The organism is Paenibacillus sp. J22P165 (genome assembly GCF_059692015.1).
Genome location: NZ_JCAUAP010000001.1, coordinates 853,209 through 870,115, shown reverse-complemented (window position 1 = coordinate 870,115; position 16,907 = coordinate 853,209). Strand labels below are relative to the sequence as shown.

At 41.8% G+C, this 16,907-nt stretch carries 17 protein-coding genes; 4 read left to right on the top strand and 13 right to left on the bottom strand.

Annotated features, from left to right (window positions below; genetic code table 11):
• Positions 1 to 5: 5 nt before the first annotated feature.
• The 4 genes from AC58QM_RS03735 to AC58QM_RS03720 form a co-directional block, all read right to left on the bottom strand.
• On the bottom strand, positions 6 to 653 hold the full coding sequence (locus tag AC58QM_RS03735) for an amino acid ABC transporter permease (protein ID WP_497281444.1): 648 nt from the start codon (positions 651 to 653) through the stop codon (positions 6 to 8).
• Positions 654 to 736: 83 nt separating this feature from the next.
• Positions 737 to 1,477 (bottom strand): basic amino acid ABC transporter substrate-binding protein, encoded by a 741-nt coding sequence (locus AC58QM_RS03730; protein WP_497281599.1) that lies wholly within the window; start codon positions 1,475 to 1,477, stop codon positions 737 to 739.
• Positions 1,478 to 1,751: 274 nt separating this feature from the next.
• Positions 1,752 to 2,054 carry a YunC family protein gene (locus AC58QM_RS03725; protein ID WP_065854190.1) on the bottom strand — a complete coding sequence of 101 codons (303 nt, stop codon included), beginning with the start codon at positions 2,052 to 2,054 and terminating at the stop codon, positions 1,752 to 1,754.
• A gap of 125 nt (positions 2,055 to 2,179) precedes the next feature.
• A complete protein-coding gene (locus AC58QM_RS03720) occupies positions 2,180 to 2,452 on the bottom strand; it encodes a hypothetical protein (protein ID WP_497281442.1) in 273 nt (90 codons plus the stop codon).
• Between the two features lie 135 nt (positions 2,453 to 2,587).
• Between AC58QM_RS03720 and AC58QM_RS03715 the strand changes: the two genes are divergently transcribed.
• Positions 2,588 to 3,082, top strand: coding sequence for a hypothetical protein (locus AC58QM_RS03715; protein ID WP_497281440.1), 495 nt, complete (start codon positions 2,588 to 2,590; stop codon positions 3,080 to 3,082).
• Positions 3,083 to 3,124: 42 nt separating this feature from the next.
• Here the strand turns inward: AC58QM_RS03715 and AC58QM_RS03710 are convergent, their stop codons facing one another.
• The 8 genes from AC58QM_RS03710 to AC58QM_RS03675 all read right to left on the bottom strand — a co-directional run bounded on the left by AC58QM_RS03710 (position 3,125) and on the right by AC58QM_RS03675 (position 11,033).
• Positions 3,125 to 4,990, bottom strand: coding sequence for a putative bifunctional diguanylate cyclase/phosphodiesterase (locus tag AC58QM_RS03710; RefSeq protein WP_497281438.1), 1,866 nt, complete (start codon positions 4,988 to 4,990; stop codon positions 3,125 to 3,127).
• A gap of 189 nt (positions 4,991 to 5,179) precedes the next feature.
• On the bottom strand, positions 5,180 to 5,548 hold the full coding sequence (locus AC58QM_RS03705) for a DUF423 domain-containing protein (protein WP_497281597.1): 369 nt from the start codon (positions 5,546 to 5,548) through the stop codon (positions 5,180 to 5,182).
• A gap of 35 nt (positions 5,549 to 5,583) precedes the next feature.
• The gene (locus tag AC58QM_RS03700) at positions 5,584 to 5,886 is read right to left on the bottom strand and encodes a hypothetical protein (protein WP_497281436.1); all 303 of its coding nucleotides are present in this window, start codon (positions 5,884 to 5,886) and stop codon (positions 5,584 to 5,586) included.
• A gap of 99 nt (positions 5,887 to 5,985) precedes the next feature.
• Positions 5,986 to 6,906, bottom strand: coding sequence for an AEC family transporter (locus AC58QM_RS03695; protein WP_497281595.1), 921 nt, complete (start codon positions 6,904 to 6,906; stop codon positions 5,986 to 5,988).
• A gap of 39 nt (positions 6,907 to 6,945) precedes the next feature.
• Positions 6,946 to 7,386, bottom strand: a complete 441-nt coding sequence (locus AC58QM_RS03690; protein ID WP_497281435.1) for a MarR family winged helix-turn-helix transcriptional regulator — start codon at positions 7,384 to 7,386, stop codon at positions 6,946 to 6,948.
• A gap of 143 nt (positions 7,387 to 7,529) precedes the next feature.
• Positions 7,530 to 9,131: an extracellular solute-binding protein gene (locus tag AC58QM_RS03685; RefSeq protein ID WP_497281593.1), complete on the bottom strand. Its 1,602-nt coding sequence runs from the start codon at positions 9,129 to 9,131 to the stop codon at positions 7,530 to 7,532.
• Between the two features lie 75 nt (positions 9,132 to 9,206).
• A complete protein-coding gene (locus AC58QM_RS03680) occupies positions 9,207 to 10,097 on the bottom strand; it encodes a carbohydrate ABC transporter permease (protein WP_497281433.1) in 891 nt (296 codons plus the stop codon).
• 12 nt (positions 10,098 to 10,109) lie between these two features.
• Positions 10,110 to 11,033 (bottom strand): ABC transporter permease, encoded by a 924-nt coding sequence (locus tag AC58QM_RS03675; protein WP_310500491.1) that lies wholly within the window; start codon positions 11,031 to 11,033, stop codon positions 10,110 to 10,112.
• A 274-nt stretch (positions 11,034 to 11,307) separates the two neighbouring features.
• On the opposite strand from AC58QM_RS03675, the gene AC58QM_RS03670 reads away from it, so the two are divergent.
• The 3 genes from AC58QM_RS03670 to AC58QM_RS03660 all read left to right on the top strand — a co-directional run bounded on the left by AC58QM_RS03670 (position 11,308) and on the right by AC58QM_RS03660 (position 14,843).
• Positions 11,308 to 13,593 carry a helix-turn-helix domain-containing protein gene (locus AC58QM_RS03670; protein ID WP_497281431.1) on the top strand — a complete coding sequence of 762 codons (2,286 nt, stop codon included), beginning with the start codon at positions 11,308 to 11,310 and terminating at the stop codon, positions 13,591 to 13,593.
• A complete protein-coding gene (locus tag AC58QM_RS03665; RefSeq protein ID WP_497281429.1) occupies positions 13,590 to 14,528 on the top strand; it encodes a hypothetical protein in 939 nt (312 codons plus the stop codon). Before AC58QM_RS03670 ends, AC58QM_RS03665 begins: the two co-directional genes overlap by 4 nt.
• Before the next feature lie 75 nt (positions 14,529 to 14,603).
• Positions 14,604 to 14,843 (top strand): NHLP leader peptide family RiPP precursor, encoded by a 240-nt coding sequence (locus tag AC58QM_RS03660; protein ID WP_497281427.1) that lies wholly within the window; start codon positions 14,604 to 14,606, stop codon positions 14,841 to 14,843.
• A 45-nt stretch (positions 14,844 to 14,888) separates the two neighbouring features.
• Here the strand turns inward: AC58QM_RS03660 and AC58QM_RS03655 are convergent, their stop codons facing one another.
• The gene (locus AC58QM_RS03655) at positions 14,889 to 16,790 is read right to left on the bottom strand and encodes an ATP-binding protein (RefSeq protein WP_497281426.1); all 1,902 of its coding nucleotides are present in this window, start codon (positions 16,788 to 16,790) and stop codon (positions 14,889 to 14,891) included.
• Positions 16,791 to 16,907 lie beyond the last annotated feature (117 nt).

Here is a 16,907-nt window from a genome sequence, read left to right as displayed (position 1 = left end):
ATGGTTTATACTCTCCTTTCAATATAGCTGAGAAGCTTGCTAAGAGAGTAAGTAAGAATGAAATAAATGAGTGCAGCTGTTAGATACGGCTCCCATACCTTGAAATACTGGCTGCGCATGGCATTGGACCAATACATAAGTTCAGGCGCTGCAATGATGGCAAATAACGACGAATCCTTGATCAATACGATAAATTCGTTCCCGAAAGGTGGAATCATGCGTTTAATGGCTTGCGGTAAAATGACCGATTTCATCGTTTGGAAATGCGTCATACCCAGAGAATGAGCGGCTTCGGTCTGTCCTTTATCAATCGACTGAATACCTGCACGGAAAATTTCCGCCATATATCCTGCTGAATTCAAGGATAGTGCCACAATAGAAGCAATAATCGGGTTCGTTGACCCTAAAAATAAAGGAACTACCCCGAAATGGACGAGCAATATTTGAACCAGCAACGGTGTGCCACGGAAAAAGTTAACGTAAATACTCGTTGGCCATCTCAGATAGCCGCGGTGCGACATTTTGCCCAAACCAACCGCCAGTCCCAATACAGAACCGAAGCAGATGGAGAGAATGGAAATACCAATCGTCCATAGCGTACCTTTCAGCAGCAAGGGAAGATAATCAAGAATAATATCAAAGCGAAAATCCATTCCACACTTCCTTTCTATTCATTATTTTGCTACTTACAGAAGAAAAGCATGCGTTTGGTTACATCACGCATGCTTTTGAACTTTTATTTTTGATCGAGCAATTTTTTCGTGTCTGGCTCTTGACCAAACCACTTTTTGTATACTGTTGCGTATTTGCCGTTCTCAATGACTTTTTTGATGGCTGGATCAATCTTTGCTTTAAGGTCGCTGCCTTTTGGAAGCAAAATGCCGTAGTATTCGGATTCGAAGTTTTTCGCGTCAGCGATGGAAACGAATTTTTTGTTTGGATTGTTTTTAACATACTCACGAATAATAGCAATATCCGCAACTACCGCGTCTACACCGTTATTCTCAAGTTCCAGTAGTGCAAGCGTGTTGTTGTCCATACGTTTTAAAGACTTGTTTTCGCCACCCATGATTTTCGTCATAAGCGTATCTGCCGTCGTGGAAATTTGAACAGCCACTTTCTTATCTTTCAAATCTAGTGCTGTTTTGATTGGGCTGCCTTCTTTAACAAGAATCATGTTCGTTGATTCAAAATAGGGAGCAGAGTAATCGTACGTTTGTTTACGCTCATCCGTAATGGATACGCTGGAAATACCCGCTTGGTACTCTTTACCTTGTTGAACACTCGTTAACATGGTATCCCAACCTGTGTTGGTAATTGAATAAGAAAGACCTGCTTCTTTCATAACTTCAGCAAGGAAATCAATATCAAACCCTGCCACCTTGTCTTTATCCATATATTCCATCGGTGCATAGGCTGCATCTGTTGCAAATTTAATTTTAGTACCACCGCTATCTTTTGAGCCACAACCGGCCATTGTTAGAACTAGAGCTGCTGCTACGATAGATATCATTAACTTTTTCACTGTTTTTCCCCCATTCTATGTATTGGACGAATCATATATTAACACTTGGTTAATAAAATAACAACTCCTTTATACATAAAAAAAGCAAGGAAATTGCAGGAAGTGTGAATTTTTATACATTTTTATTTTCATGCACAGCTGACTAGGTTTGCTTTGTATACTTGCACGAAGCAAAAAAACGCTAAGGTCAATTCCCCCAGCGTTTAAGCTTACCATTTCATATGGCTTACATCATTTTCAAAATAGCTTCTCTACCTGTCATCCCAGCTACAATGCCCAGGTCTTCCGCTGTATAGGTCACTGATTCAAGCGGTGCTTCCAGCAGCTCCTCGATCGTTCGAACCCCAGTTGCTCGCGCCGCTACAATATTCCTGTCACTCAATCGCTCATTCAGTAGCCCCACATCAAGGGCTCCACACATAATGTATCCTTTATCCGTCGTCACCACTAATAAGGTCGTCTTCGGCAATTTGACCTCTATCGCGATTGCTGTATGGCCTTCAAGAAGAATGGGTTCCACGCGCATCATGCTCTGCACAGCTCCTCTTCGCAGTCTTACGGTAGTATATGCGCCTGCGGCTAGTACGGTGTGAGGTTACTGTAAAGATTCTGTGTGAATTTCCTATTTATTGTGAAAATGCTCTTTATTTTCGATTATAACCGCATTAACGCTCTTCGTTCCGCTTGTTGCCTGCAGACCGGACAAACGCCAACAACCCTTCCCTGCTCGTCAGAGTAGAAGATGAGTTTCTTTTGCTTCTTACGACAAAATGAACAAGTTTGCTTATTCAGCTTCAAAGATTTCTTCCCCTGCAAAGACAGTTTAATGATCTTCCCTGCTGTAACCTTATCTTTTACTTTCAACGTCATCCGATAAACCAAAAGCAGGATCCCCAATAGAACAAGAACAAGTACAATCCATTTCATGGCTCAACCTTCCTTCACGGTATAATCATCTCATTGTATTCTTCTATCACAACGATTTATGAAAAACGATGCTACATTTGGTCATGATATCATGATATAGTTAAGCTATTGCGTTTTCAGTGCAGTTAGGAGGCAATGATGAACCCGCGGAATTCAAACATAAGTCCAAAGAATGGGCATTTATTCACCGTAGAGATTTTAATTGAAGACGAAACAAATGGCCTTGCAATGGAAAAGCTCCTTCATTTATTAAATGTAGAAACCGTTAAAGATTATCAAATCCTTAAAGGTATTCAGCTGGGTCAACTTATTGAATTGAACACGAAACAAGGAAGTGCAGCTTCCTCACATTCAAATAAAAATCCTTTCGTTTCTTCACCAGTTTCTACGGTCAGAACGAACCACTCCGAAGCTGCTTTGAACATTGTTGAGCAGCTGGAAAATTTCAAAGCCAATAATACCTTGATCCGTTTGACAGTGATCAAAGCACAAGGTATTAAATTGAGTCTACCCTGTCGGATCCTCAACTTTGATACCATGAGCCAGAATGTAACCGTTTATCATGTTGATGAGAAGAAGGTTTATCTGTTCAAGCTCAATGAAATTGAAGATTATGTAGCCACCCAATAAACAAAAAGGTACCTTTGCTGATCATCTGCAAGGGTACCTTTTCTATTCTCTTAACGCAATTGCTGAGCCAACAGCAATACCGTTCTTGAGCATATGCTCCAACTCAACTCGGTTAACCGGAGGACTATACCAATACCCCTGCACTTCATAGCATCGATTCTGATGTAAGAAATTCAACTGATCTTCCGTCTCCACACCTTCTGCAATGACCTTCAGATTTAAATGGTGCGTCATGGCAATAATTGTCGCCACAATAGCCGCATCATTCGGATCCACCATAATATCTCTTACGAAGGAACGGTCAATTTTCAACTTATCAATCGGAAATTTCTTCAAATAATAGAGTGAGCTGTAGCCCGTACCGAAATCGTCGATACTTACATTCACACCAAGTTCTTTCAATTCCAGCAGCGATAGAATCGCATGTTCAACATCCATCGTCATACTTTCAGTGATTTCCAGCTCCAAATATGCGGGATCCAGACCTGTCTGCTCAAGGACATGACTGATTTTCCCTTTCAAATTATGCTGAAAGAACTGTCGCATGGATAAATTCACGGAGATAGGAATAGGGGCATAACCCTCAGATTGCCAGGTTTTATTTTGCTTGCATGCGGCTCGGAGCACCCATTCGCCAATGGGAACAATCAATCCGCTTTCTTCGGCTAATGGAATAAAATGATTAGGCATAACCATACCTTTATCGGGGTGATTCCACCGAATCAAAGCTTCAACACCAACGATACGCCCGGATTCAATCTCGACTTGCGGCTGATAGTACAGTACGAATTCTTCGTTAGTTAACGCTCTGCGAAGCTCATTCTCCAGCTTTAACCGATTAATAGAAACAGATTTCATATCCGAATTGAAGATCTGAAAATCATTTCGACCTTTCTCTTTCGCCCTCGCTAATGCAATATCCGCATATTTCATCAAGGTATCCGCTTCGTCTGTATCATCTGCTGAAATAGCTACACCGATGCTCGAAGTGAGATGCAACTCGTATTGTTCAAGAAGAAACGGCTTCTCCAAGACACGATTGATCTCTGCAATAACCGTCATCACATCGTTCACATCTTCAACATGTGAATAGCAAAAGGCGAATTCATCACCTTCCGTGCGTGCCAGAAAATCCTCCTCGGTTAAACAACGCGTGAATCGCTCCGCAAGTTGAAGCAGCAGCATGTTGCCATAGTCATGGCCGAAACTGTCATTAACCAACTTAAAGCGATCAATATCCAAATAAAACACCGCAACTTTATGTCCTTCCGCTTTACATAAACGAAGTCGTTCATTCAGATGATCTCTAAATAACCGTCGATTCGGCAGCCCCGTCATATCATCGTAATAAGCCATATAACGGACTTGCTCATCCCCCCGCTTACGCTCTGTCACGTCCTGACAAATCAGAATAGTACCTTTGGCATGATGATGGATATCGACAGGGACAGCTGTGACATGCAAATCAACACGATAACCACGCTGATGATTCACAGCAGTCTCAAAAGTATAGGGAATCCCATTACGGCTTTGCTGTAACTGCCGCTCCGTACGCTTCAATTGTTCTTCCGTTACAATGCTCGTAAAAGGGTGGTGCAACAGTTCTGTAACCGAGTACCCTAGGATCGATTCTGCCGCTTGATTCATCCGAATGAATTTACCCTCTTCATTAAAAATTCCGATCGCATTGGGGTTATGTTCAAAAAGGGAATCCAGTACGCTGAGATAGGCGTGATCCCTCGGTAATTCCTTGGAAATCGACTTCGCTTGCCGCATCCTGTTATCACGCAAGAGATAAAGCAATGCAAGTGCGCCCAAGAGACAAATCCATGGTGCGTACGGCTTTACAAAAAGGCTAACGTATATGGCTGCGACGACATATATGCCAATATAGAGCCGATTTTTCACGAATTGGCCTCCTACCTTGTTTTATCTTCGTTAGGGATGCTTTTCATAGATGTCCGACCTGACTCCCAGATGTTGTCCTTCATTCACGCGCTAATGACTAATCCTTATTTCATTCTACAAAGGTAGTGCTTTTTCCTGCTAACTTGCCATAAAATGCTAAAAAGAGCCAAATTTCTCTGGCTCTTTCTCCTATTTCAACTTAAGCGCAGCAAGGGCTAGCAGGATCCAGCCGACTAGGAAGCTTAGTCCACCTAAAGGTGTTATCGGCCCAAAGGCCTTGATTCCTGTCAAGCTTAATCCATACAGACTGCCAGAGAACAAAATAATTCCGATGAAGATCGCCCAACCTGAAGCAGTTACCAACGAATTATTTCCTAGCTTGTCTGTAAGCAACGCGACCACGATAAGAGCAATCGCATGAATCATGTGATAATGAACGCCGGTTTGAAAAACATCGATCTTATCCGGAATTTTCGTTTTTAAATAGTGAGCGCCAAATGCACCTAAGGCAACGGATAGGAAGGCATTCAAGCTTCCAATCAGCATAAACAATTTCATCATAAGACTTTCTTTCCTTTCACAGCTAAAATAGATTACTCGACTTCACCAATATCATGTTGACCCACAATCAATTGAACAGGCTCCAAGAAGACACGCGATACGGTAGGCATCTCGATTAAATTCACTTCAATATCTTCAATCTTGTAACGAATCGTTTTGCCTTCACGCTTGTCATAGACAACATCGAACTGTTTCAAGCCTAATTGGTGAATCAGAACGGATGAACCGATCGCAATCGCATTCGCTTCATATTCCCCATGCTCAAATAATACCTCAGACAAAATCTCATCATTCATATCGACAATCGTAACATACTGGCAAAATTGGTATCTCATCGCAAAAAATCCCCCTTAGATTTGGATAATTTTAGGTATAAGTACCCATTCGCCGAAAATTGTCGATATTCCTGCTATTTTCATGATTCCCTATCATGTTCACATAAAATCCAATAAATAGATAACAATTGGAATCGTAAACATACTAAATAGCGTTGATGTAAAGACCGCCTGAGAGGAGAACTCCGCCTCATTTTCATACTCAATAGCCAGCAATACGCTGCTGAGTGAAGTAGGAACTGCGCAAGACAGGACTAATGCCTTAGCCGTCAAGCCTTCAATGCCTAGCATCCACACGACAAAAAAACCTAACAGTGGTGCAATCGCCAATCGCAGCATATTTGATAATAACACATTTGAGAAGTGAAACTCCCATTTCATCGCGCCGAGCTGTACACCTAAGGTCAACAAGGCCGTTGCCATAAAGGCATTTGCAATGTAATTCAACGGGATATGAATCGAGGATGGCACCGGTACATGGTAATAACGCAACAAGAGCGCGATGGGAATGGCATAAATCACCGGTAACGAGAGAATCGTTTTCAATGTTGCTTTCCAAGTCGCTTTATGCGCATTTAACGTATAAATCCCATACGTATTCGGGATGAGCGTCTGCATAATCATAATCACGATCTGGATGGCAAGTGTATAGGCATTGCCGCCGAATACGGTTTGATTCAATGGCAGTGCATAATTGGCACTATTATAGAAAATAACACTATTTCGCATGGCAATGCGCATGCCGCGTTGCATCTTCTGTATGCGAATGATCACTTCAATGATTGCGAATAACAAGCTGAAGAAAATGGCAAAGAATAAGAGCACCTGCATCAGGATGGAAAGACTCATTTCGGATTCATAGAGCTTCACAAAAACAAGTGCAGGGGAGAATACATAGAAATTAAGCTTGGACAACGTACGAATATCAATGCGGAAGGCCCGATACATCGTTACGCCAATTGCAATCATAATACAAATCGGAACAATGTTATTAATAAGAATATACACAAAGTAATTCATTTGAAAGCCTCGATTCATCGAGAATCCCCAAGATGCTCCTTACATTGAGGCATTCACGCTAGTAATAATTCGTTTCAACTGTGCATTAAAATTGGCAATTTCTTCAGCTGATAAACCACTCGAAGCGAACAGTGTCTGTGGGATGCACAGCGCCTGATCATGGAGGGCTAGCCCTGCCTCTGTGATGCGAATAAGAACAACACGCTCATCTTCCTGCGAACGGTTTCGAACGAGTAGCTTCTGTGCCTCCATTCGCTTGAGCATCGGTGTTAGGGTCCCTGAGTCTAGATCCAGCTTCTCACTAAGCTCCTTCACCGTGCTTTCCTTTTGTTCCCAGAGCACAAGCAGTACGAGATATTGTGGATAGGTAATACCGAGTTCTTCGAGAAAAGGGCGATACATACGAGTGATCGCTCTGGAGCTCGCATATAGGCTGAAACAAAGCTGATTCTCCAGCTTCAAAAATTCACTACTGTTCATTGTCGTTTCCTTTCTCTCCGTCATATTGTGAACAATCGATTTGCTTCCAATTTAAACAAAAAGCCTCTGACTGTCAATACAAAACGCAAAGAACGCCCCTCCAACAGGCGCTCTTCGGCTGATTCGCATTTATTCAAACTGGCTTATTTAATATTTTGACTTTTTACATACTCCAACCATTGTTTCTTGTATTCCGCTTGAATTTTATCCAGCCCAGCTACTTTCGCTTTTTCCATAAATGTTTTCAGACCGCCTTCTACGTCCGCTACAAGCCCTGCTTCAAGTGGGTAGAGGTATTGCTTCTCAACTTGCTCTAACGCCGCTCTTTCAGCTTGATAGCTTGTGTAGTCTTCTGCAAAACCTGTGTATTTATCTGGAGTTGCAATTTTATCTAAATCTGCGAAAATCTTCTTCACGCCATCATACCCTTTGTCGAATAACATAAACTCTGGATTTCTCCAAGCCCAACCTTGCATAGCTTCTCTTGGGAAACCATTGCTGTTGCTGTCACCGATCATGGTGTAGTAACCATTATCAACCGTATAGTTTTTGCCTAAAATACCATACTCCGTTAATTGATTATACGTTTTGTCTGTTACCATTTTTTCATAGAACGCCAGCGCACGCTCAGCATTTTTACTGCTTTTTGGAATCGCGAAGCCGTTGTGAATCGGGTGAACAGGCTCAGCATGACCTTTGATCATAGGAGCTGGATAGTACTCGAGCTTCCAATCTGGGTGAGTAGAGGCAATTTTGAGCTTCTGATCGTTGAAACGCGTAGGATTATCCCCTAGATTCGCTGCTGCTTTACCGCTTGTAATCAGGTCTGTCATGGCATCCTTCGTATTCAGAACGTTCTTCGTAATGTAACCGGCGTCTTGCCATTTCTTCATCGTTTTCAACTCATTTAAGTGCTCAGGGGAGCCCCAATACAAGCTAACCTCTGATGGTGTTTTATAACCAATGTTCAACCCATAAGGAACAGCTCCAATTGGGTCGATCGTCAAGTTCTTGTATTGATCAGAAAGACTGCCCTTCACATCGCTATTGGCTGCCAATGGTACCATGTCAGGTACATTTTTCTTAATGCCAGCTAGATAGGCTTCGAAATTAGCCAGGGAATCCGGTTTCGGCAAATTGAATTTCTCTCTGAGATCTTCACGCCAGATGAAACCTGTCGTTACATACTCTTTATAGGTGGCAGGAACGGTGAAGATTTTGCCATCAATTTTGACAGCTTCCCACATATCTTTCGGTACGAAGCTATTCAATTTCGGTGCGGCTTTCGGGAGTAACTCATCGAGTGCTAGGAAGGCTCCTTTTTTCGCGTACGATTGATACTGTGTCCACTCCGCTGTGAAGATCAGATCCACCGCTTGACCGGAAGATAATAGCAGCTTATATTTCTGATCCCAATCCGTCCATGTTGTGAAATTGAATTTTACCGTCGCGTTCAAATCTTTCAAGGCTAACTTGTTAATTTCTTCTTCAATGACAGGAAGATCCTTCGGTGCAGGTCCTAACATGTAGAATTGCAATTCCACTTTCTTCGATGTATCTAGTCCTGTTGGTTTCGCGGTAGCCGCTGCCGCCGTTGCTTCTGGAGCTTTGGTTGCTACTGCTGCTGCGGAAGGGCTCGGAGAACTTGTAGTTGTGGTGCTGCTGCACCCTGCTACGACGGAACCGGCGAGCGCAACGGCAACGGACACACTATACATCTTCTTTGCATTTCTTTTCATGTAAATCCTCCCTTTTATTTGAGTAAATTTAGAATGAGAACAGCAATCTATGTTAGCTGACGGAGTGATTCCGTTTCAGTTCTAACCTTTAACAGCGCCTATCGTTAGGCCTTTAACGAAAAACCGTTGAACGAACGGGTACAGGAATAGAATAGGGCCCGTCACGATGATGGCCATCGCCAGTTTGGTGGATTCCGTCGGAATTTCCTGACTCATCGTCGCACCTGTGCTGATTCCAAGACTGGATACGGCCGCTGCCGTGTTTATGATGTTATATAAGAAATACTGCAGCTCGTATTTGTTCTGATCATTAATGAAAAGCGATGTGGAAAACCAGCTGTTCCAATAATGTAGCGCTAGGAATAAACCAACCGTTGCTATGCCGGGCATGGCTAGAGGCAGTACGACACGATAGTATATTGTAAAATCATTCGCACCGTCGATCTTTGAACACTCCGTCAACTCTTCAGGAATCGATGACTTAATGAAGCTGCGCATTAATATAATAAGAAAGGGAGACATGAGGCCTGGGAAAATAAGTGCCGCATACGTATCTGTCAGCTGCAGATATTTCGTTATCATGATGTACCATGGGACAAGGCCGCCTCCGAATAGGGTCGTGAAGTAAATATAGAAGGAAAGCTTATTCCGATATTTAAAATCTTTCCTTTGAAGGACATACCCTGCCATAGTCATCATGAACAACCCTAGCACGGTGCCAACCACGGTAACGAAGATAGTAACTCCATATGCTCTTAACACTTTTTCAGGGTAAGTTAGCACAGCTTTATAAGCCGTTAATGAAAAGACATCCGGTATGAGGTGATAGCCATCGCGTATAATCGATTCATTATCTGTTAAAGAGCCGGAAATGATGAGCAGGAAAGGAAACATACAGACAAGGGAAATTGCGATAATGACAAGATAGGCAATGAAATTAAATGTAACAGAATCAATTCCTCTAGTTCGCAAGCGATTCACCTCCTAAAAGAGTGCATATTCATCGTTAGATTTTTTGATCAAATAGTTGACGGTCATGATCAGCGCAAATCCAAAGATGGACTGATATAACCCAGCAGAAGTCGCCATACCGATATCAAACGTCACCTTCAAAGAACGGAATACATAGGTGTCCAAGATGTCGGTCGCATTGTACAAAATACCGTTATTTCCAATTAACTGGTAGAACAAATCAAACTGACCTTTCATAATGCTGCCCAGAGCGAACAAAAGTAAGATAATGAAAGTTGGCTTGAGCATTGGAATCGTGATGTACCAGATTCGCTGGAATATGTTTGCTCCGTCAATCTTCGCTGCTTCGTAATACTCATCACTGATGCCTGTGATCGTCGCCAGATAGATCACCATGGTGTAGCCTACATTCTTCCATACATAGAACATCACAAGCAGAAAGACCCAGGAAGATGGGGTGTTATAAATATCGACCGGGTTAGATCCCCAGGATTTAAGGGTGGTATTCACGAATCCCGTATCGTAATTAAACATGTTGTAAGCGATTGCATTAAGAAGAACAAATGAAATAAAATAAGGTAAGAACATCACGGATTGCGTAAGTTTCTTGAAAAACTTGCCTGACATTTCACTTAATAGGATGGCGCAAAAAATGGCTGTCACATTTAAGAAAACAATGAATGCCAGGTTATAGGCCACTGTATTGCGCGTCAATGTCCACAGCACGCCAGATTTCCACAAGAATTCGAAATTCTCGAATCCTACAAATGGACTTCCGAAAAGCCCCCCATTAAAATCAAAACGGGTAAATGCGAAGTAGATCCCTACCATCGGTACATACGAGTTAATAAAGAAGAAAATCAATGTTGGCGCTATCATGAGAAACAACAATTTATTTTTGTTTAACTCATAGAAGAAACCTTTCTTTCGGATCATGCTGTAAAACCTCCCTAGCATTAATGTATCCTGTTGTTCTTGTCGGTTGCCATAATCGAATTATAGACAGGATCGTATCATCAGCGATACTGAAGATCTGCTAACATTTATGAACGAAATAACCAGTGAAGCCTATTTTCACATATGCACAATCTAAACTTTCATGGAAAAACTGGCTTTTCTCGTGCTTTTCAGCCCCCAAGACTATCCGATTCCATTGCACGCAGTATATAGTTGGGATATACTTTTTTTACCAAAGGGGGAGACAGATCGCATGATGCTTCGCAATCAAGAGAGTAAATTTATGTATCGCAACATACTGCTTAGTATCGTTTTATCCATTGTCATTACACTGCTTGTCTCCTCAACGATCCTCTATGTTAATTTCGATAATATTGCACTTAAACAAGTGTATGAATCCGATTCCAACTCCTTGCTCCAAACAAGCCAAGAAATTCGAACTATTACGGAAACAGCAACCTCCCTGTCCTTTCAGATTTATCGTGATTTTGTGATCAGTAAATTGCTTTTTTACGATAAACCCGATATCTATGATGTCCAAGGCAGCATGTCGCAATTGAATTTATATCGTCTAGCCATGCCATTCATCGAATCGATTTATGTGTATAATGGAAAATCGGAGCTCTTCTATGTCAGCTCTAACAATTTCCAGAGCGGTATCCAAACGAAAGCCACGCTAGGCGATCCTAGCATGATTGATATTCTCGATCATTTTCAGAATTATATCCCTTTCTTACCAATCCCCCGATATTTCAAAGCGAATGGTGCCAACACACTTGAATCAACCTCCATCGGGATCTATTCTTATTTGTGCTATGATGCGATTAATTTGAATAATTCCTTAAATTCTGCTGTCGTCGTCAATATTTCAGAATCCTTCTTCAATAAATCTTTAAAAAACGTGGCCAACAATCGAGCAAGCAATGAAATCATTATTAATAAAGAAGGCATTCTCATTTCCACAGATGGGACAAATCCCGTCTTGTCCAATTATGCCGATAAGGGCTATATCCAACAGATTATCGCCAATCCATCCTCACCAGGCTATTTGGTGGATCAAGTGAATGAAACGAAATCTTTAATTTCGTACACAGCACCAGATTCTCTAGGTTGGCGTTATGTGCGTACAACCCCCTACACAATTATTACGGAAGAAATCAGAGACATGCGTCTCAAAACGATATATATCTCCCTCACTATCCTTCTTGTGGGGCTGCTGATTTCACTCATTATGTCCAAACGACTCTTCGATCCCATTGATAAAGTCATTCGAAACTTAAAAACGTTAGAGATAGAAAAACGTGATAATCTTCAAATTTTGCGGCAAAATTTCCTGAGAAATATTATTATGGGAAGAGACGCCTATCACCCTCAAGCATTACAATCAAAATTAACGTATTTCGGCTCCAAAATCACAGTCGGACATCCCTCTCTGCTGCTTATGGTCAAAATGGATCGCTACGAAGAAAACATGCGCACCTATAAGGATCAGCTTACGTTGCTTCGTTATGCCGTTATGAATATTTGTACAGAGATTAGTTCGACCACCTATCACGCGGAGGGCGTCGATATGGGAGATGATCATATCATCCTGATTCTTTCTGCTAAGGAAGCGGATTTCATCTGGGAGTGCTCAGCTTTTACCGAGTTACTCCAGAACATGCAAGCGTCTATCGCATCCTTCATTAAGTTATCCGTATCGATCACTGTGAGCCCGCTGCAAGATGACGCCACACAGAGCTTTCAGCTTTACAAACAGCTGCTAGAAGCCTCCTATCATCGCTTGTTTAGAGGCCATGGCTGTATCATCTCATCAGAAGAAATCATTGCGTACCGCACCAAAGAGTACAAGTTCCCCTCTCAGAAGGAAAGACAGCTTGTCGATTGTCTCATGACGGGTGATTCCGAAGAAGCTGAACGTATTTATACCGATATCATTCATGAAACGTCTTTATATCCTTACACAGTTGTTCATTTAGCCATTTCTCATCTGACGTTAACCGTCAATAATGTGCTGACGACGATCAACAAGAATAACGCGCTTGCTTTCCCTCTCTACCTGGATGCTGCAGTCGCTTCTCTGACTCACGTAGAGACGATTGAAGAAATCAACATGCAATTCATTGACTTATTCAGGCAGTTACAGAAAAAACTAGACGAAAAACGAAGCTCCAAGCACGTGGAACTGATCAAGAAGATGAACGACATCATTGATCGGGATTATGCGAATCAAAATTTGTCACTCAATTCCATTGCCGATGAACTTGCGATGTCCTCCATTTATATCAGCCGCTTGTACAAACAACATACGATGATTGCCATTACCGATGTTATCCAAGATGTGCGCATGCATAAGTCCAAAGATCTACTGTTAAACACATCACTCTCCGTAGCTGAAATCGCTGAAAAAACTGGCTTCACAAGCGACTCCTACTTCTATCGATTGTTCAAGAAATACAATGGCATCACGCCGAACGATTTCCGCAAGCAGCTGAAATACGAAAATACCCTCAATCAGAAAGGAATTGAAGAACGATGACATGGCTAACTGCTCACGAAAACCAATTACACATTGTTTTTGAAGAAGCTAAGGAAGCTGTCCGCCAATTTCCAACGCCATTGGATCAGCTTGGTCTCGCCTATCTAGCCAAATTTGACGCAAGTCGTGAGGGTACTACCAAAAATTATATTTGCTATCTCCTCCCTTATTGGATGGAAGATATCAGTGAGCTTCGTGCTGAAACGTTGAATAAGCTGTCACTGGCCAATATATTCGTTATGCTCTATTACTTCATTCAAGATGATATTATGGATGCTGCCAAAGGGGAGCATGCGAGCAAGCTGCCCCTTGCTAACCTGTTTCACTTTCAATTCCTGTCTATCTATCGGGAACTCTTTCCTTCAGATTCCCCTTTCTGGAGCTACTATGAGACGTATATTCTTGAATGGGCCCAAAGTGTAACGAATGAGCAGCAGTCTGATTACTTTCATCATGACAAATTGCAAATAGCCAAGAAAGCGAGTCCTGTTAAAAATGCCAGTACTGGTGCACTTCTCCTCGCTAATCAAGCGCAGCTCATACCTGCCGTCACAGCTGCGGTTGAGCAAACGCTTGTTACCCTGCAAATGTTGGACGATTGGGCAGACTGGGAAGAGGATCTAGAGGATGGATCCTATAATTGCTTATTGGCATCCATCCGCAATCAATTACAGCTTTCGACAGCAGATGCACTCACGCCTGAAATAGTCAAAAAGCAAATCTATGTCCATGATTTCTTTGCGGCTTATGCCGGGGTTGCTGACTCCCATCACGAGCACCTGCTCAGCCTGACCGTCGGCATGGGGCAGCTTACCGCTTTCCATGATTCACTCGTACAGAATATCCATCGGGTGGCTAATGAAATTAAAGCTAGAAGGGCTGCTTTAGTCTCTGGCGGCTTCTACTATTTTTTGTCTAATAATGATAAATTTTGATAGATTATTAGATTTAGTCATGGTATACTTTTTTTATGTAGGAAAAATTACCCAAATGACTAGGAGTGAATACAAATGTCCACAAATGAAAGCGTAAAAGCCAAAATTATTCAAAAAGCTTGGGAAGATGAAGCCTTTAAACAACAACTTCTAGCCGATCCTAAAGCAGCGCTTAAACAAGCATTTAACATTACACTCCCAGGTGATATCAAAGTTAAAGCTGTTGAAGAAACATCAACAGAATTCGTTCTAGTAATCCCTACAAATCCAGCTAAGATATTGGTTACTTCCAATGGTGCAGAAGGTATCTGGTAGTCATATAAAAAGGTGTCCCGCTTCGTAAGCGGAACACCTTTTTTTTCAATTCACAATCACATAGGGGAAACGCATGATGACCTCTGTGCCTGCATATTTTTGACTTTTAAACTCAATATGGCCTTTCATAATCTCGATAAGCCTAAAGGTGACCATTAAGCCTAAGCCTGTCCCCTTCGTTTTTGTTGAGTAATAGGGCTCCCCTAGCTTTGCCAGCTGTATCGGCTCGATCCCCTCACCATTATCCTTGATATGGATAAAGACTTCCTCATTTTTCTTATAGGCCCAAATATTAATTTGACCATCTACTTGGAAAGCTTCGATACTATTCTTAATAATATTGATCAAGATTTGCTTCAGCTTTGAAGAATTCCCATATATGTGCAAATCTGCTGGTACGCTGACGGTGATTCTTCCACCATTCAATGTCGCTAAAGGAACGATGATTCCTTCAATTTGGCTAATTTCCTTACTCACATTCAATTCCACGATCTCATCCAATTGCGGCTTCGCAAAGGTCAGAAAATCAGTAATGATCACAGAAGCCCGATCCAATTCTTCGATCGCGATGGTCATATATTCCTTGTTCTTGTCGTCTGTTCTAGCTGCCACAAGCTGCAGGAATCCACGCGTAACTTGAAGCGGATTTCTCACCTCGTGTGCGACAGATGCCGCTAATGAGCTAATCATTTCCATTTTCTCCGAAAGCTGCAGCTGATGATTGTAGAATTCAAGCTCTTTCGAATAGTTGGACATCTGCTCCTGATTAATCGCGAATCTCCTACCCAGAATGACGATAAGCGCAATAATGAATCCAACTACCCCAAATTTCCAAAGGAAAAACTGATACTTTTGATTATTCGCATAGTAGAGAATGAGATCAAACATCCCCATGAGTGCGAAAATAGCGAAACCAGAAGAGAAAATGACAGCCTCTCTATTACCCCTTATGACAAAAAAGATAGAAAGTCCTATAATCGTAATAAATTGGATGATCATAATCGCACCTAACAGGGTAACCGTGAACAAATGATAAGCGTCAACAAATTGATAATCATTGAGTTGATTAAATAAGATTAATACAACACAGAACGTTGAATACATAATTTGAAATTTACGAAACCATCGAACCCATTTGAAGCGGCCATTGTCGAAAATTTTCTCAAAAAAGTACGTTAACGCTGGCAGTAAGACGGCCAGTGAAATATCGAAAATATCCAAGAATACGACCCCAAAGCGGGTAAAATTAGCATAGAGAAATGGCGAATAGGTAAGAAAAATTGTGCCTAAGGTTAGAATGATTAAACTTAGAGAAATCCATGTAGCCCGCCCTATTTTTTTCAAGTAAAAGGAACAAATGAGCATGATCACGGCAATAAATAGAAAAGCAAACCCGAGAATAATATTCTGTAAATCACGGAAAATAAATGTTCGCGTCAAGGTGGAGTAATGGTCTATTCTAATGTCAGATTGAATTCCAAGACGCTCCATGGAGGTCTGAAGCTTAAGATACACAATGCCTCCAGCGTCTTCTGCACTCAGTGGAAATAAGCTGCGTTGTTGGTCTGTCAGAAAATCAAATTTAACCTCATCTAGGAGCCGGCCTCCAATATACACGGACAAATGTTGCGCATAGATACGATCAATATACATGCCATAGTCCTTGGGCAACTGTTTCGGAAGTTGGATACGAACCCAGGCTGTAGAAACTTCATCTGGCTTATCCGGCATCTCAGCTTCACTCTCGATGGTCATCCATTCACGTGGAGAAGCGATGATATCCTCGATCTTATCCGTGGGACTACCCCAAAGTAACGACCAATTTGGAATCGCTTTCACTCCTTCAGGCTGCTCCGCGAAAACATGATTACCCATAAATAATAGACCAATAAGGAGAACTAACCATGTTTTCCATCGTAGTTGATGCTTTTGAAGCAATTGTTGCATGTACTCACCTTCCCCCTAGATGACTGTAAGTTATTTACATTAAATGAATTCGACGGGGGTATGTGCTTTCCTTCTTAACTAAGTAAACATTCTATAAACAAAATGAAACGCCCACCT

Excerpts from the sequence above, each read along its gene's own strand:
- AC58QM_RS03715 (WP_497281440.1), top strand. The coding sequence starts at position 2,588 with ATGATGAACCCGCGGAATTCAAACATAAGTCCAAAGAATGGGCATTTA.
- AC58QM_RS03725 (WP_065854190.1), bottom strand. The coding sequence starts at position 2,054 with ATGATGCGCGTGGAACCCATTCTTCTTGAAGGCCATACAGCAATCGCG.
- AC58QM_RS03690 (WP_497281435.1), bottom strand. The coding sequence starts at position 7,386 with ATGAACAGTAGTGAATTTTTGAAGCTGGAGAATCAGCTTTGTTTCAGC.
- AC58QM_RS03670 (WP_497281431.1), top strand. The coding sequence starts at position 11,308 with ATGATGCTTCGCAATCAAGAGAGTAAATTTATGTATCGCAACATACTG.
- AC58QM_RS03720 (WP_497281442.1), bottom strand. The coding sequence starts at position 2,452 with ATGAAATGGATTGTACTTGTTCTTGTTCTATTGGGGATCCTGCTTTTG.
- AC58QM_RS03675 (WP_310500491.1), bottom strand. The coding sequence starts at position 11,033 with ATGATCCGAAAGAAAGGTTTCTTCTATGAGTTAAACAAAAATAAATTG.
- AC58QM_RS03705 (WP_497281597.1), bottom strand. The coding sequence starts at position 5,548 with ATGAAATTGTTTATGCTGATTGGAAGCTTGAATGCCTTCCTATCCGTT.
- AC58QM_RS03665 (WP_497281429.1), top strand. The coding sequence starts at position 13,590 with ATGACATGGCTAACTGCTCACGAAAACCAATTACACATTGTTTTTGAA.
- AC58QM_RS03695 (WP_497281595.1), bottom strand. The coding sequence starts at position 6,906 with ATGAATTACTTTGTGTATATTCTTATTAATAACATTGTTCCGATTTGT.
- AC58QM_RS03660 (WP_497281427.1), top strand. The coding sequence starts at position 14,604 with ATGTCCACAAATGAAAGCGTAAAAGCCAAAATTATTCAAAAAGCTTGG.
- AC58QM_RS03655 (WP_497281426.1), bottom strand. The coding sequence starts at position 16,790 with ATGCAACAATTGCTTCAAAAGCATCAACTACGATGGAAAACATGGTTA.
- AC58QM_RS03735 (WP_497281444.1), bottom strand. The coding sequence starts at position 653 with ATGGATTTTCGCTTTGATATTATTCTTGATTATCTTCCCTTGCTGCTG.
- AC58QM_RS03730 (WP_497281599.1), bottom strand. The coding sequence starts at position 1,477 with ATGGCCGGTTGTGGCTCAAAAGATAGCGGTGGTACTAAAATTAAATTT.
- AC58QM_RS03700 (WP_497281436.1), bottom strand. The coding sequence starts at position 5,886 with ATGAGATACCAATTTTGCCAGTATGTTACGATTGTCGATATGAATGAT.